At 48.5% G+C, this 15705-nt stretch carries 18 protein-coding genes; 4 read left to right on the top strand and 14 right to left on the bottom strand.

The window, feature by feature from the left end:
• Window position 1 precedes the first annotated feature (1 nt).
• The 4 genes from rfaD (at window position 2) to HQN60_RS13980 (ending at window position 2005) form a co-directional block, all read left to right on the top strand.
• Window positions 2-1003, top strand: coding sequence for an ADP-glyceromanno-heptose 6-epimerase (rfaD, locus tag HQN60_RS13995; protein WP_173534241.1), 1002 nt, complete (start codon window positions 2-4; stop codon window positions 1001-1003).
• 129 nt (window positions 1004-1132) lie between these two features.
• Window positions 1133-1561 carry a DUF4124 domain-containing protein gene (locus tag HQN60_RS13990; RefSeq protein WP_173534240.1) on the top strand — a complete coding sequence of 143 codons (429 nt, stop codon included), beginning with the start codon at window positions 1133-1135 and terminating at the stop codon, window positions 1559-1561.
• Window positions 1562-1609: 48 nt separating this feature from the next.
• Window positions 1610-1765: a hypothetical protein gene (locus tag HQN60_RS13985; protein ID WP_173534239.1), complete on the top strand. Its 156-nt coding sequence runs from the start codon at window positions 1610-1612 to the stop codon at window positions 1763-1765.
• A gap of 39 nt (window positions 1766-1804) precedes the next feature.
• The gene (locus tag HQN60_RS13980) at window positions 1805-2005 is read left to right on the top strand and encodes a hypothetical protein (protein WP_173534238.1); all 201 of its coding nucleotides are present in this window, start codon (window positions 1805-1807) and stop codon (window positions 2003-2005) included.
• Here the strand turns inward: HQN60_RS13980 and HQN60_RS13975 are convergent.
• The 14 genes from HQN60_RS13975 to HQN60_RS13910 form a co-directional block, all read right to left on the bottom strand.
• A complete protein-coding gene (locus HQN60_RS13975) occupies window positions 1987-2490 on the bottom strand; it encodes a YgjP-like metallopeptidase domain-containing protein (protein WP_173534237.1) in 504 nt (167 codons plus the stop codon). The two genes, HQN60_RS13980 and HQN60_RS13975, sit on opposite strands and share 19 nt — an antisense overlap.
• 274 nt (window positions 2491-2764) lie before the next feature.
• Window positions 2765-3385, bottom strand: a complete 621-nt coding sequence (locus HQN60_RS13970; protein WP_173534236.1) for a class I SAM-dependent methyltransferase — start codon at window positions 3383-3385, stop codon at window positions 2765-2767.
• Window positions 3386-3394: 9 nt separating this feature from the next.
• Entirely contained in the window at window positions 3395-4123 is a 729-nt protein-coding gene (locus HQN60_RS13965) for a glycosyltransferase family 25 protein (protein WP_173534235.1), read from the bottom strand.
• A complete protein-coding gene (locus HQN60_RS13960; RefSeq protein ID WP_173534234.1) occupies window positions 4110-6248 on the bottom strand; it encodes a GumC family protein in 2139 nt (712 codons plus the stop codon). The genes HQN60_RS13965 and HQN60_RS13960 overlap by 14 nt, the downstream gene beginning before the upstream one ends.
• A 21-nt stretch (window positions 6249-6269) precedes the next feature.
• Window positions 6270-7487, bottom strand: coding sequence for a nucleotidyltransferase family protein (locus HQN60_RS13955; RefSeq protein WP_173534233.1), 1218 nt, complete (start codon window positions 7485-7487; stop codon window positions 6270-6272).
• Window positions 7484-7825, bottom strand: coding sequence for an STAS domain-containing protein (locus tag HQN60_RS13950; protein WP_173534232.1), 342 nt, complete (start codon window positions 7823-7825; stop codon window positions 7484-7486). The genes HQN60_RS13955 and HQN60_RS13950 overlap by 4 nt, the downstream gene beginning before the upstream one ends.
• 111 nt (window positions 7826-7936) lie before the next feature.
• Window positions 7937-8683, bottom strand: coding sequence for a PilZ domain-containing protein (locus HQN60_RS13945; protein WP_173534231.1), 747 nt, complete (start codon window positions 8681-8683; stop codon window positions 7937-7939).
• Between the two features lie 12 nt (window positions 8684-8695).
• Entirely contained in the window at window positions 8696-9205 is a 510-nt protein-coding gene (locus HQN60_RS13940) for a serine O-acetyltransferase (protein ID WP_173534230.1), read from the bottom strand.
• Window positions 9206-9217: 12 nt separating this feature from the next.
• The gene (locus HQN60_RS13935) at window positions 9218-10216 is read right to left on the bottom strand and encodes a glycosyltransferase family 2 protein (protein WP_173534229.1); all 999 of its coding nucleotides are present in this window, start codon (window positions 10214-10216) and stop codon (window positions 9218-9220) included.
• Window positions 10213-11394 (bottom strand): glycosyltransferase family 2 protein, encoded by a 1182-nt coding sequence (locus tag HQN60_RS13930; protein WP_173534228.1) that lies wholly within the window; start codon window positions 11392-11394, stop codon window positions 10213-10215. Before HQN60_RS13930 ends, HQN60_RS13935 begins: the two co-directional genes overlap by 4 nt.
• On the bottom strand, window positions 11384-12016 hold the full coding sequence (locus HQN60_RS13925) for an acyltransferase (protein ID WP_173534227.1): 633 nt from the start codon (window positions 12014-12016) through the stop codon (window positions 11384-11386). The genes HQN60_RS13930 and HQN60_RS13925 overlap by 11 nt, the downstream gene beginning before the upstream one ends.
• Complete coding sequence (locus HQN60_RS13920; RefSeq protein ID WP_173534226.1) at window positions 12009-13244, bottom strand: glycosyltransferase family 4 protein; 1236 nt, start codon at window positions 13242-13244, stop codon at window positions 12009-12011. The genes HQN60_RS13925 and HQN60_RS13920 overlap by 8 nt, the downstream gene beginning before the upstream one ends.
• 141 nt (window positions 13245-13385) lie before the next feature.
• Window positions 13386-13904, bottom strand: a complete 519-nt coding sequence (locus HQN60_RS13915; protein ID WP_173534225.1) for a hypothetical protein — start codon at window positions 13902-13904, stop codon at window positions 13386-13388.
• A gap of 11 nt (window positions 13905-13915) precedes the next feature.
• Window positions 13916-15643: an LruC domain-containing protein gene (locus HQN60_RS13910; protein WP_173534224.1), complete on the bottom strand. Its 1728-nt coding sequence runs from the start codon at window positions 15641-15643 to the stop codon at window positions 13916-13918.
• Between the last annotated feature and the right edge of the window lie 62 nt (window positions 15644-15705).

The raw sequence follows: 15705 nt of genomic DNA, 5'->3' as shown, positions 1-15705 counted from the left end.
AATGAGTATTGTTGTGACGGGTGCTGCAGGCTTTATTGGTTCGAATATTATTAAAGCGCTCAATGAGCGTGGTGAATTTGATATTATTGCCGTGGATAATTTAACGCGTGGCGATAAATTTAAAAATTTAGTGGATCTGAAAATTGCGCATTACTTAGATAAAAATGATTTTATCGAAGAATTAGCTGCAGGTGCTTTTGATGGCGCCATTAGTGCCATTATTCATCAAGGTGCATGTTCGGATACAATGGAACATAACGGAAAGTATATGATGGATAATAACTATCAATATACTTTGGCATTGTTTGATTGGTGTCAGTCAGAGCAAGTGCAATTTCTTTATGCTTCATCTGCGGCAACTTATGGCAATGGTGATAATGGCTTTATTGAAACACCAGACTGCGAAAGTCCACTTAATGTTTATGGCTATTCAAAATTACTTTTTGATCAAGTATTACGTGAACGAATTGCCAACGGTGAAATAACCGCGCAAGTTGCGGGCTTCCGTTATTTTAATGTATATGGTTCACGAGAGTGGCATAAAGAAAGAATGGCTTCAGTGGCTTTTCATCACTTTAATCAGTATCAAGCAACCGGAAAGGTGAAGTTATTTGGAGAGTACGGCGGTTATCCGGCTGGCGGACATACTCGTGACTTTATTTCTGTTGAAGACGTAGTGAAAGTAAATCTGTGGTTTTTAGATAATCCAGAAGTGTGCGGCATTTACAATGTCGGCACAGGGCATTCACAGCCATTTAATGATATTGCGATTACTGCGGTCAATACTTGCCGTGAATTGGCCGGTTTGCCAGTGTTAACGTTGGAAGAGATGTTGGCGCAAGGTATCTTAGAGTACACCGAGTTTCCTGAGGCTTTGAAAGGGAAATATCAATGTTTTACTGAGGCGGATTTAACTTTGTTGCGAGAAGCTGGCTATGCTGAGAAGTTTTTGACGGTGCAAGAAGGTGTGCGTCGTTATATACAAGCATTGCTGCGTAATTAACTGACTCAACGATAAAAAACCTAGCGATGATGTGTCGCTAGGTTTTATTTTGTTGGTTTGGCCCAATGTAATGAGCAGGCTTGAGTACTTTGTCGCTTTGATCGAGTCATAATGAATTGAGGTGGAATAATGCGTGGTTTGATTCTGTTTTTATGCGTTTTAAGTGTTGGGGCTCAGGCTGAAGTGTATAAGTGGAAAGATGATTCAGGTCGGGTGGTGTATTCTGATCAGCCGCCGCCTGCCGCTAAAGCCAAGGCGCAGCCACTTGGGTTTAAAGAAACAATTATTATTACTGAAGTGCCTAAGGCCGCCGTTGCATCATCCACCGTGGCAGTTAAAGCTTCGGTGCCGACTGCGGTATCATCACCGGCTCCTGCTAAACCAGCGAAAGATGAGCAAGCTTGCGCTGCAGCGGAAAAACGATTGGCCTTTTTGAAAGGGGCGAAGCTATTTAAGCAGGTGAGTAACCAAAACGGGGATATGGAGTACTTGCCATACAAGCAAAAAGAGCAAGAAATCGCTGAAAAAACAGTTTTTATTGAAAAAAACTGTCGTTAACGCTGTCTCGCTGGTTTTTATGATTGTTGTTTTATTTTTGAGTTTAAAATGAATTTAATTAAAAGTATTACCCATCTTTTTTCAAAAAAGTCTAAATTAAAAGACAGCGAAGCTCAGGCCCTTGCGGACAGCTTACCAAAGTCGGTTGAGCTGAGCGTTCCAAACAGCAAGGCTAAGCGCCGCAAACAGAAGCGTGGTTATTAATATAATCACCATTATTAAACACAGGAGTGGATTTAAAAATTGAATTCAGCAGCAGATTTATTCAATACCGAAACTTGGCATATCCTGAAGCAGGAGCAAGAGCGCGCCAATAGTCAGCGCATTGCCCGTCAAAGAAAAAAGCGTGAGCTGATGGAGTCTTTACAGGCGCAATTGGCCGACGCGGGTATATCAATGGATGAGTTTATTCAGGCATCTATGGGTCATGCTAGCGATGCTTGATGCTCTAGGTGAGTGAGATATAGGCGCAAATCAAATTCAAGTTGCATATATTGCGGTTCAATATGTTGGCATAGCTGATAAAAGGCTTTGTTATGCTCTTTGATTTTAAGATGTGCCAACTCGTGTGTTGTAATCATTTTTAAAAATTCAGGCGGCGTATTTTTAAATAAACTGGCAATGCGAATTTCATGCTTTGCTTTTAGTTTGTTGCCTTGAATGCGTGAAATTTGCGTATGGGTGCCCAAGGCATGTTGAATGTCTTTGATTTTACTGTCAAAGATGACTTTCGAGATGGCGGGCGCGTTTTTTAAGAATTCATTTTTAATTGAAAGCGTATAGTCATACAGCATTTTGTCGGTTTGAATGCCATGCTGATTTGGATAGCGCTGAGCAAGTAGCGGCCCGAGTTGTTGAGCGGAAATCATCGCAATGACACGTTGTTGAATATGCTCAGGATATGCGCTTAGATATTTCAAGGTTTTCATGGTCGATATTGCACGATAGCATCGTGATGCTGAAATATAATAAAAAAGCCAAAGTGCATTTGCACTTTGGCTTTTTTATTATATTTGGAGCGGGCGATGTGCTCCAGCGTAGTGTACTATAAAATTCGTTATCGTTTATTAATTCATTGATAAATAAAGGTTTGCTTGCCTTTTTTGTATTAGATCATCCAAGGATGTTTTTTACAATCTAAGGGTCGGTGTGGGACTAACTGTGGGACTAACTGTGGGACTGGCTGAGGTAGGTACAACTTGTCTAAGTTTTGCCATTCAGAATAAATTGAACGCTGCAAATTGGTTTGGCTAAATTGAGTTTGCCTAACCATCGCCAAAAGCGGCTTGTGGCCCATTGTTGGCCATGACCTGCGCATTGATTGACGACAAATCCGGCTTGCTCGAGTAAATCTTGTGCTGTTTCTTGGGTAAAAAATCGTAAGTGAGTTTGGTCGAGAATGCCTGCCGTTTGGTACTGCCATTGGCCGCGAAATAGTAGGGGTAGTACGATGCTGTGGTGGCGAATATTTGGTACGCTGATGATGATTTGGCCTTGTGGGTTGAGTTGTTGTTTTAGTTTTCTGAGCATTTGCCATGGATCACGTAGGTGTTCCAGGACATCGAGGCAAAGGATCAGGTCAAATTTGCCAAGGGTTTGCAGTTCAAATTGTTCTGCATCGCCTTCGATGACTTGATCGAGTTGTGTTCTGGCTATCTCGCTTGCGTCATGGCTATATTCAAGTCCGACGGTTTCTTGGCAGCGGCCGGTGGCTTTCAGCCAAGCAAGTGTTGCACCATTGCCGCAACCAACTTCGAGGACACGTGGCGCGTGATCAGGAAGCATGGGGGCGATTTCTTGTCGCACAAAGCCGTAGTATTTCATGATGTTCTCCTAGAGTTTGATTGTCATGTGACGTTGATGCTGTTTGAATTGCCTAGCCCATGCGGCGAATTGGCGAATAATCGGCCACTGGTCGTACCACCAATGTGGCTGGATATCGCTACGGGAAAAACGCTGTTCAATCAAATTGTGTTGCGCCAGCCAAGTGCGGCAGTTTGGGTTAAATTGCCGAAATAAACTTAATGCGCCATCAAAATGCAAGCGCCCGCCTAATGGATGCCCCGCTGGGCGAATCAGACAAGCTTGTAAATAAGGGATGAGTTCGCTTAAAAAAGCCCGAGAAACCATATACGCATGAGCGCCGACAATGGGGTGTTGGCTCGGCGCAAATAGGGAAACATGTGGCAATTGGTCTTGTTGCTGACAACTACCAAGGTAAATTAAATCGGCTTGTTCATTCGTGATGAGTGCGGCTAGTTCGGGCAGTGCGGCCTGTAATTGAGGTAAAAGTACCGCATCGTCTTCCAAGATGAGAATCCAGCCTTGTGTAAGGCTGAGAGCATCCTCGAGTGCGGCCAGATGGCTAAGAAAACAGCCGTGTGCGCCTAAGGTCGGAAAGTCGGCAGCCGAGTCCGGACGTATTGCTGGCCAGCAAATGACTTGATTGGCCTCCCAGTCAATACCCTGTACTTTTAATTCGCTGCTGATTTGCGCTTTTCGATCAAGGCGCTCTGGTAAATTAATCACGTAGATTCGATCAATCAGGTCAGTGAGTTTCATTTGAAGCTTTCCTTTTTAAACGCAAAAGCTGGCCAAGGTCTTTGATGAGACTCGTACTGGCTTGCCCAATGATTTTTGCGGTCAGCCACAGTTGTCTGAGTAGGTTCGTTTTGCTTGTTTTGCGCCCCTCGGTAAATTCGGTCATTAAGTCGCGTACATAGCCGCCACCGTCGAGTGGGCGAACTTGATTCACGACGACGCCGATGGAGGCAGGATCTAATCCTTGGAGTAAGCGAGCCGCGCGCGCGACCTCTCCGCGGCTTTGTGCTTCGGCTTCGACAATGGCCAAGATAGCGGGGGTGGCGCGTAGTGTGAGTTCTGCGTCTCCGCTCACCAATAAGGGGGGTACATCCACCAAAACAAAGCGGAATGTCTCGGCGATTTTTTCTAATGTTTCGCCCAGTTTGTCGACCGACTGCAAGTGTCGGCCATTGGCTTTGAGGCGTAAGCTTTGTAATTGGGATAGTTGATCGGGTAGGGTATCGCCAATTGTGTATTGCTCGCTGTGATCGAAATAGGCGTCGCGACTGAATGCGTTCGCATCGACTGCCAAGGCAGAGATGCCCATGCTGTGGAAGGTTTGCGTTAGTCGTTGAGTGAGCATGCTGCCACCGCCTCCAGGTTGCAGTGAGGTAATGCCGAAGATGCGAATGCGGGTGCGGTCTTGATCGCGAATCAAGGCACTGGCTAAGCGTCGCAACTGATCTTCTAAAAATTCGGCGCTTTGCTGATCTTTGCTGCGAATTAACCAACCCACTGGTGCAAAACCAAAACTACCGATGACGTCATTGGGGGCGTGGATCGTTCGGTCGAGCAAATCACGCAAGATAGGCACCAAAAGACCAGACGCCAACGCCGCAGCAAGCGCGATGAGTAGCAGCTTTTTACGCCCTGGCCCTTGTGGGATTTCGGGTGGAAGGGCTGCGCTGACAAGACGGACAAAACCCAAGGAGCTGGTTTCACCAGCAAAAAAGTTGAGCCGATCTTGGATCGATTCTACTTCCTTGCGCGTTTGCTCGATCTGGCCTGAAATATCGTTCGCTTCTTTAAATTGGGTAGCGTAATGACCGCGTGATTTTTCTTGTTCAGCCAGTTCGCCCTGCAGTTGGGATTCAAGTTGTTTGGCTTGCGTGCTCGCGGTCGAAAAGCGACTTTCAATATTACGGCGTACCGAGCTGGTGAGTTTATCTGTTTGCCGATTGAGCTCGTTGTCGATATCACTTAATTCGATTTGGCTTTGCTCATAACCTGGATGCTTGGCGGTTAATCCCGCCATGCCGGAAACCAATATCGCACGGCGATTATTGAGGCTGGCTTTGAGGCTGTTGAGTCCCGGGTCTACAGCGACGCTCTCCATAATGGAGCGAACATTGGGGTCGGTATCGCCGTGTTGATGGAACGCTTTTTCATTCGCTTCGGCTGTAAAGCGTTTGACTTTGGCTTCGGCGAGCGCTTCGCGGAGTCGCTCAATGGCTTTGTCGTAAGGGTTGCCCGCTTCCGCTGAAAAAGTCGCTACGCCCAATTCACCAGCAATTTGGTTGCGACGTTCTGATTTGGTGTCAATAAGTTGAAGTAATTCGTTTTGACGCTCTTGCAATTTTTGGATTCGGTCATCGCGGCCAAATACTTGTTCTGTGCGTGCGCGGTCTAAATAAACAGTGACAACACTATTGATCAGTTGCGCCATATTTGATTTATCAGTGCCATACATTGCCACTCGCACCATATAGGTATCGGGGACTGCAGATACCGTCAACATATTTTTAAAGCGATCAACCGCGTATTGTTCGGATTCATTGGGGCGGCGAAAAGGCACATTGGCGCGCTTGATGCCCTCGGACAAAATGTCAAACCGCAGTATGGTGCTCATTTGTTGTTGCACAAACTGGCGATATTGCGAGTTGGATTGAAAATCGAGCTCATTGTCGTCTTTGAGGGTTTTCATATAGCGCGGTGCGACTTGAATGACGGCCTCGCTACTAAAATTGGGTTTGCCCTTCAACCAAACCATCGGCAGGCTGGCAATCAACACCAAGAGGCAGCTTAGCACTGCCAGTTTTGGGTGTTGGCGCAGGCTCACCAGCGGTTTGATGCCGATGCCAGCTGCGGTTAGATTGGTGGGCATGAGCATTGACCTTGAATCGCTTTACCACGGCCGCGAGCAAGCATGTTCGCGGTTAATTTGCTCGATCAACTCAACTATCGGTGGGAAATCATTGATTTGCTCCAGAAATAATTGTTCTTGTTGATAGATGTTTTTCCGTGGCGTACGGCTGTCGGCCAGGATCCAGCAAATTCCTGTCTGTTGTGGATCAATCGTGAAGCCATCGGGTTGTGCACACCAACGACCACTAGCTAGCATTTTGCTGAGTGTGGCTTGCGCTCCCACTCGCGTGTATTCAAAGACCAAACTACGATCAATGCACGCGCCACGCTCAATCACCGAGCCGCGGCCAATGAAAAGTGGGCCGATTAAGGTTGCACCATCTTCGATGGTGACGCTGTCGGCGATTACCATTGGGCCTTCGATGTGGCAGCGGCGAGGATCAAATCGCGTATTTGCACCAACAAAAACGCCAGGCATAATTTCTTTGCCTGAGCGAGCAATGCAAGGTATTTTGCCAGCAATTGCGCTCATTTGGACGGCGTAATAATCAGCAACTCGGCCAATATCAATCCAATTGAAATCCATTTCAACGCCGTAAATCGCACGGCCATCGCGAGCTAAAGCGGGGAAGATTTCACTACCTAGATCACTAGGGGTATATTCTGGTATGTATTTTGTAATTTCTGGTTCAAAGACATACACCCCTGTATTGACCAGATTGCTAAGGGCTTCCGCTGGTTTTGGTTTTTCTTGAAACGACATGATTCGCCCCAAGTCATCAAGGACGGCAACGCCATATTGAGCGACTTTTTCAGACTCGACACGGCTCAGTGCCAAGGTCGCCAGAGCGCCTGTTTCATGGTGTGCCGCCACCAGTGCGCGCAAATCTAAATCTAAAAGCGCGTCGCCACATAGCACAATAAATGTATCGTCAAAAAAACCGGAATGTTGTTGAATACTACGGATTGTGCCTGCTGAGCCCAATGGCTCATTATGCAGTTGACCCTCTTCTTCGTAACCCTCATAGCTAAACGCGAGTTCAACGCCCCAGCGACGTCCGCTGGAAAAGTAATTCTCGATTTCAGGTGCCAGATAGCTGGTGTTGATGATGATTTGATCAACGCCTTGGCTGGCCAGATGCTCGATCAAGCATTCAAGAACGGGTTTGTCCAAAATGGGAAGCATGGGTTTCGGGCAATCTCGGCTCAGTGGCATCAGCCGAGTTCCTTGGCCTGCAGCCAGAATCAGCGCTTTCATGATGTGGCTCCTACAATTTCATCAATCGAATCGAAAAGATTAAAAACGCGGTGCATGCGCATTAATTCAAACAGCGCGGTGACGGTGCGCTGAAGGCCAAATAGCACGAGATTGCCGTCTTGCTCATTACAAAAACGCAAGCAAGACAGTAGCGCGCCGAGCCCCGAGCTATCGACAAATTGCAGCGACGACATATCGATTGCAATTTTTTTTGATTTTTCTAGGGTGGGGCGGACTTGCTTGCGAAATGCATCGGCATTGCTCGCATCCAAGTTGTTGATATTGAATGAAATAACGGTTAGGTCATCTTGTTCATGGCTATTAATGAGGTTCATCATGCTCTCCTTGGCAAAAAGACCGACTGAGGTCGTATTGCTATTAAAGGCGAAGCAAGGGATGGGATTGTGGCGGGAGTGTAAAACTTGAGTGTCTACAGCAAGTAACCGAGCTTAGTGACGGGATTGAAGTTGCATGATCAGTTTTCTTAGCTTTGCTTGCTCTTCAATTGCGATATGGGTGAAGGCTAATCCAATCCGTGCGCTGCTACTGCTTGTCGTGGTCGCACTAGCGTGATAACGGCACATGCGCAGCTGTGTGATTAGACGCTGGCCCGCTAGCTCGATGAGCGCTTCATAGCCTGATAGCGCTTGGAAAAACGCCTGATCACTGGCGGCGATATTTAGCCCAATACCGCCTTCGCTTAGATCGTAGAGGGAACAGGCAAGCTGCCCTGCTGGTGTGTTGATCAATACCGGTACTTTATGTGCGGGGTGGAGCCGAAAATATTCGCGTCCTGTGGTGTGAATGATTTCTGTCGGCCACGCCAACGTCAGCCGATGCCGAGATAATTGCGCCAACACCTCGCTGGAGAACGCAATTCGATATTCATGCCAATTGCCAATTAGCGTCAGGTATTTGTGAACAAGCTGGGATTGCAGCTCACTGACTTCAATTTCAATTTTTTGAGTTTCAAAATCGAGATCAAAATGTTTGAGACTGACCGCTTGAGACTCGCTTTCTATCAGCGCCAATAGTAAACCTTGGCGCGCTTGTTGGACTTGGTCTTTGAGTTGCTTGGCGATTTGTGCTGGATCACGTATTACATCAGGGCAGGGCAATAGGCTTACAGTCGGATTGATTTTGTTTTCATTAGCTGGGATTTGTTCTGAGCTAAAAAAATAAGCAAGATTGAACATGGCTCGTTTCCTTTACTGTAAATGGTTTTTTTGAATGATTTTTGCAGGTATCCCAACCGCAATAGCGCCGGCAGGCACATCGATTAAAACCACCGCATTGGCACCAATTTTGGCATCGTCACCAATTTGAATATTGCCTAAAATTTTTGCACCCGCACCCACTTCCACCCGATGGCCTAAGCGCGGTGCGCCGCGTTCGCCTTCGTGTTTTAACCCCAAAGTGACGCCGTGGCGCAAAATCACATCGTCACCAATAATGGCGTCACCACTGATAATAATGCCGCCAAAATGATCAATCCGAAAGCGTCGGCCAACCGTTGTTTCGCAAGGCAAATCGATGCCAGTGAGGATTTGGCTAAGTATCTTGAACCATTTATAAATAATTGAGGCCATTTTGCGCAGCAATGGATTGTGAATCCCATAGCGCCAGCGACCAAAGCGATACACCATCATTACCCACAGTCCTTGCCGCCAAGGATCGCGTTGATAGGTTTGCCAGTCTTCTCGAATTAACTCAAACATGACTCACCTCGATTACCATGGCGTTGGTGGTGAACGACGCCCGCCGGCTGTATCGCACCAAGCTTGTTGCAATAGTTGGCGTAAAGCCCCCGATTCTTGCGCTTTCTCGATGGCCTGTTGGCGTTCGCAAAACAACTGATTGCGGTGCTGTCTTAGTGCATGCCAACTTTGCTCTAATAAACTATCTAATTTGGCAGTTAGCCAGCCATGATGTTTACGGTAATACAGCAATGTACTGCGCATGCGCCATAAGGAAAGTTGACTGCCATGACGGTTAAAATGGGCGCCAGTAACCCGCGCTGAAGAGACGCCGCCAATGTGCACCGCACGCCATTCGGGTTGATACCACACCTCAAATCCGCGCTGTTTCATGCGTTGGCATAAATCGACTTCTTCGTAGTACAAGAAAAATCGCTCATCAAAAAAACCAACTTGTTCAAGCGCATGGTGGGCAATGAGTGTAAATGCCCCTGGAACCCAGTCCACTTGAGCAGCTTGAGCAGGGTTGGCCCAAGTGCGGTCACAGCGGCCAAAAAAACGATTACTAGCAAAGCGTGCAGAAAGACCACTGAGCGCAAGAAAATCATTGAGTAAAGATGGGAAACGCCGTGCCGATGGTTGATCGCGCCCATCTTCACTGAATAAACGGCCCCCAGCTAAACCAACATCGGGATGGATACTCATCCAGCTTACGGCTTGATTGAGTGAGCCCGCTTCGGGACGGGCATCAGGATTAACCAGCGCAATATAGCGGCCTTGTGCCTGCGCCATCGCTAGATTATTGCCTGCGGCAAAGCCCAGATTGACTTCACTTTGTAGCAGGCTGACCTGTGGGCAATGTGCGGCAACCATCGCCGCGCAATGATCTTGGCTGGCGTTGTCGACGACAAAAATTTCATAACGTAAGCCTGCGCAGGCCGCTTCAATACTGGCAATACACGATAAAATTTCTGGGGCGTTATTGTAGCTAACCACAATGACGCTGAGATCGATCGCAAGGCTTGGTTTCATAAGGTATTGCTCCTTTCGGCTTGGCGCTGAGAGCGCAACCATGGGCTGTTTTTTGCGCGGCCCCGCAAGATGGCCGGTAGTTGAGTTAGTTTCCATAGCAAGTAACGAGGCAGGCCAAGTAAAGCGCCACGTCTTTGGCGAGTAGGGAGAGCGAATAAAGCTTGTGTCACATGTGCCAATAAAATCACTACACCGAGCAAACCTAGTCCAGTGCTGATTACGCCACCGAGGCAAGCCAAAGCCAATAACAAGGCATGCCAACTCAAAGGCAAGAGCAGTAATTCTTGTAGCGCTGGCCAAGCGCTGCGGTTGCCACGCAGTAGTTGCCGGCTAAAGTAGCCAAAAAATTGGCGCAGCATGGCAATGCGGCCGCCTTCCCAGCGTGCTCTTTGGGTACTTTCACTTTGGCCATACGGCATCTCACCATGCACGGCGACGTCTTCGAGCCAACTGATTTTTAAATTGGCGGCTTGCAAGCGCAGTTGGTATTCAAAATCTTCAACGTTGCTGCCGGCTTGGTAAGGCACTTTGGCTAAGGTCGCACTGGAGACGGCAAAACCATTGCCGAGCAAACTCACGCTTTCGCCTAAATTGGCACGACCGCGTTGTCGATCAACATTAAATGCATGTAAGGCCCATTGTTTTAAATCGGCGAGTGGATCTTCTGCGGCGCAATCTGGCTCGTAGCGGGTTTGCACGGCAGCGGGATTGCTGCTGATCTTTTGCCGTAAAACCGATAAAAACGGTGGGTCAAGTCGGCTGTCGGCGTCGACAATTAAATACCACGGCCGATCAGGCAAAGTTTGAAACGCATACGCCAGAGCATGCCCTTTGCCGCGAGCTGTTTCGTTATGGCGCACCAAAGCGTTGGCGCCTAATTGGCGGGCAATATCAGCACTTGCATCGCTGCAGTTATCGCAAATAACCACCACGGTGCAGCGACCATCTTGCTCAGCGAGTGCCAGAATCGGGGGCAGGGTGCGTGGCAACGTTGCCGCTTCGTTATGCGCAGGGATAAGTATTATAATATTGGCATTCGATTCAGCCGCAGATTGGCTGATCGCTGCGCGGCGCGCGGCCCAGCTCCAGCGGGCTAAAGCCCAGCTACCCGGTAGGGTGTAGATCGCTGCCAAAGCGCTGGCAATACTTAGCGTGGTTTGTAGTGGTTCAATGAGCATGATGTACTCCCTCGCCAAAAAAGGCGTGGATACGAGCAACGCGCAATGCGGGGCTTTCTGGTTCTAGCCCGTGTTGACGTTGAGCAAATTCATTGGCCCAAGGCAAATTGGCATTGGCTGCTTGGGTACGCTGTATCCACTCAGTTAGGCTGCAAAGCACTTTAGCGGGAACACCACCAACGACTGAGTTTGGGGGGACGTCGCGTGTCACGACTGAATTGGCAGCAACAATCGCATTCGGCCCGATGGTGACACCGGGTAATACGATGGCTTGATGGCCAATAAATACATTGTCACGAATGTCGATTTTGCCGACATGATCCAAATTCAAACCCAACGCTTGGTTCACCATATTGACCGAACCGTCGTGGCCAAATAGTGTGCAGCCGGAGAGGTGGATGTTTTGGCCCAGCTTGAGGTAGCTCGGATCGGTAATGACCACATTCATATTGATCACACACTGCTCACCCATGGCATAAAAGCCGCCCCAGCGTTTGAGGTATCGGGCCCATTCGCAACCCATTGGCTGGCACAAGCGGCGGTATAGGCCGACAAAGCAGTTGTGTTCTATTGCTTGGCGAGATACATAGCGACGAAGCAAGTTGAGCATCCCCTTAAACATGATCTGGCTCCTGGTGAAAGACACCAAAAGATCGCGCGAGCTGGTCTAAGTTGCGATCTAAGTTATACGCTTTGGCGACTTGGTTTTTACCGGCATTGGCAAGCTGTTGTGCGTATTCGGGATGGTCGATTAAGGCTTTGATTGCCAAACAAAGGCCACTGGCGTCACCGGGGCTCATTAATAATCCGTTTTGGCCGTGCTCGATAAGCTCAGGGATGCCGGTGATTTGGCTGCTAATACACGGCAGGCCACTGGCCATGGCTTCCATCAGCACCACAGGGATCCCTTCGGCGAAACTTGGCAAGACAAAAATATCGGCTTCGAGATACAGCGATCGAACTGCTTCGCTATTGAGTGCACCTAAAAACTGCACTTGTTGGCTCAGCCCCATCACTTGCACCATTTTGCGTAATTGCGCTTCGTCTTCTCCGGCGCCGGCAAGTAATAAACGTGGGCATGGGCCAAGTTCGCTCAATTGCTGCATGGCTTGCAGTAACACTCTTTGTCCTTTGGCTGGCGTTAGGCGGCCAACGCACAACAAGGTAGGCTGAGCATGCTGGCTACGGGTATTTGCTAGGGCGTAGCTGGTATTGATGCCTAAACGGATGACTTGGATTTTTGCCCATTCTGACACTCGAGAAATCAGCATCAGCTGGCTACGGGCAAATTGGCTGATGCAAATAATTAAGTCGGCCGCGGCCACTTTGGCGGAAAGTTGCTGCGTGCGAACTTCGTAAAACTCATCCGGCCCGTGGATGGTGTAGCTCAGTTGGCATTGGCAAATGGCTTTGCACAAAACGCCGACCATTGCCGCTTCATTGCCAAAATGTACATGTAGATGGTTGATTTTTTTGCTGTGTAAATGTTGAGCGACTAACACGGCTTCGAGCCAATACGCCAGCGCCAAAGCGTGGCCGCGCAAGCCTGGTTTGGCCAGCGCAAAGCTTTGCCATAACGCCGCCCAGCACGCGAAGCGAAACGAGTAACAAACCATCAAAACAGCGCTGATGATTTGCCAGCGTGGCCAGTTTTTAATCACCAGCGTTTGGTATTGCTCATCGCGTTCTAGCTTCGATAAGCTCGCGGCTTGTCGAGTATCGGCGTTAATGCTGATGGTGTGCACCTCAAAGCCTCTGGCTCGAAGACCCAACACTTCACGCAAAATAAACACATGCGACGTTGCTGGATAAGCACTGACTAAATACGCGATGCGGTTTGAATTAGACATTTTTCGCTCCTCGTTAAGCTTCTGTATTGATTAAAGCGCGGCGCAGTACTTAAGTTGTGTCGAGATTGCAAATTCAATCGAAGGTGATGCTTGGCAAAAAAAGGCGACCCATTCGGTCGCCTGTGCTGAGGTTTTGCTGATTTATAAGGTGAGGTTAATTGGGCCTGTTTGATCCAGTTGAATAATCTGAGTTTGTGTTTGTGTACCGTCACTGATGATGGCCAAAACACTGGTTTGCGAGTTAGCCAGTTCGACCTCCCAAGTGGCTTGTCCGTTGCTGTCGGTTAACACCGTATCGATCAACGCCAGTGCCACCGCCTCGCTTGGGCTTGAGGTGACTGAAGCGGGTGCTTGGCTGGCATGAGGATCAGTGGTGGTATAGGTAAACAATTTGATGACAACCCCAGTCGCCAAGCTGTTATTGCTGTATTTGACACTCAATGAGAGGTTTTTACGGCTACTGAGCTGCCAGCGCATATTGCTGCCCACTTTGACATCCGATAGTGACTGGTAAGCGCTTTGCGATGGGATAGGGGTAGCCGTTGGGCTGGCTGGTGCAACGGGGGTAGGACTAGCCGTGCCGCCGCCACCGCCGCCACCACCACAAGCAGCAAGCGTGAGTAGTAGACTAATCGAGCAGATGAATGATGATTTTTGCATGATGAGTTCCTTTATTGGCCACGATATAACAAGCTGTTTACCAAGCTGGTGAAGTACCAGTCAGTGCTTCTGGTTCCCGCAGAAATAGCCCAGTCGGCGATTTTCGGGTGGCTTAGCACAATATCGGTGCGCTCTTTGGGGTATTCCCACTCATACGGAATGTCCAGTGCCCAAGGTAATTTGTTGGCATCGAGGTAGGTGTTGCTGGTGCCCGTTACCGAGCGATCATCTTGGCTACCAAAGAGTGTGGTATCGGCTTTATTGGTGGCGGGTTTTCCGGGTAAATGCGTCTCTTGGCCGCGGCGATCGGTGCGGAAAATAAACGGGTTATACGGAGAGCTAAACAGCGTTGATGCTTGTGGTGTTGTAAAGTTGAGCGCTACTTTAAAGTTGGTGCCTGTTTGGCGAGTGCAGCCCACTTCCGTATTAAAAAATTGGCAGCCCGCTTGGGTGGGTATGGCATAGGGTTGGATATTGTCGTACAACACAATGACCGCTTCGCTTTGGCCACCTTCTGGCGTTATCGCTTGGGGTGTTGCACTATTGATTTGCCGGCTGGCGCTACCGATTTTATTGGCGGCAATATTGGGTAAGTGCACCCCAAAACCGGTTGGCAATATCCCGCCATGGGCATCGAGCCGGTATTCCATATTGATCGAAACAATCTGACGCGATGCATTCATGATTTCTTGAGTGCGATAGCGCATGATTAAATCATTTAAATCAAAGTCACCCTTGGCAGGCCATTTATCTTCATACGCCAATGTGCCCCAACCATTTTGGCTGGGATACCAGCGGCTAAATGCTTTGTTGGCATCATTTGGATACTCATCCAGCGCATCTTTTACCCCGTCGCCATCGGAATCTGGATCGGTCGTGGTCACGAGGGTACCCAGCGTATCAATATTGCTAATTGCCGCTTTTGGCGTTACATGAATCGCTAACACCACATCATTAAAATCATGGTCACCACCCACTACGCGGTTAATGTCTTCAAAACCAATCACCAGACGTTGATAGGTCGGCGAGCTATCGCTGAGATCTTTAAGCATCAGCGTATGGGTATTTAAATTGCGTGAGTCTGATACTTCGGGATTGAGGCTTCTTAGCGTATAGAAAATGGCGTTTGGATCGGCGTAATCTTTGACGCCTGGCACGCGTGTGCCATTCACGCTACGCCCAGTACTCGACCAACCATTGGCGACAATCATAAAGCCCAGTGATTGCCCAGGCTGAAACGTACCGAGATAGACCGTATTGCCCGTGGTGGTCGCCGCCGTGAGTGGTGAGGGCATTGAGGCATTGGCAAAAATCATTTTTTCGTTAACTTGGCTGCGAAGTTGCGGAGGATTGGCCGTGTCGTAACTGAAATAACCGACCGAATTTAAATACCCCGCGCCTTCAGAGAGGAAAGTTACCCACACTTCGGCGGTTTGCGTGAAGTGAACATTGGTTTTGTTATCGGTATCGGGCATTAAGCCTTGTGGATTGAGGCGTATGTCTTTGCCCTCAGGCAGGGTGTATTTGACTTTGTTGAGTAAATCACTGGGAAGGGCTGGCAAGGTGTTGGGGATGGTGGTGGTAAATTCACTGATTGTGGGTTTGCCACTGGTATTAAAGTATTGCCCTGAGATAGGGGTACCATAGTATGGCCATTGAATAGTGCTGTTTACAATCGTATACCCTGCTAATAATTGTGTACCGACCAATAAAGCTAATTGATAAGAGCGTTTCATCATCCACCTCCTGAGCGAGTTAAAAACATTATTGCGAACAGCTCAGGGGTAAATGTGTACGGATT

Origin of the sequence: Deefgea piscis, from assembly GCF_013284055.1 — a bacterium.
GTDB lineage: Bacteria > Pseudomonadota > Gammaproteobacteria > Burkholderiales > Chitinibacteraceae > Deefgea > Deefgea piscis.
The sequence above is the reverse complement of the archived record's forward strand: the minus strand, read 5'-3'. Positions and strand labels throughout refer to the sequence as shown.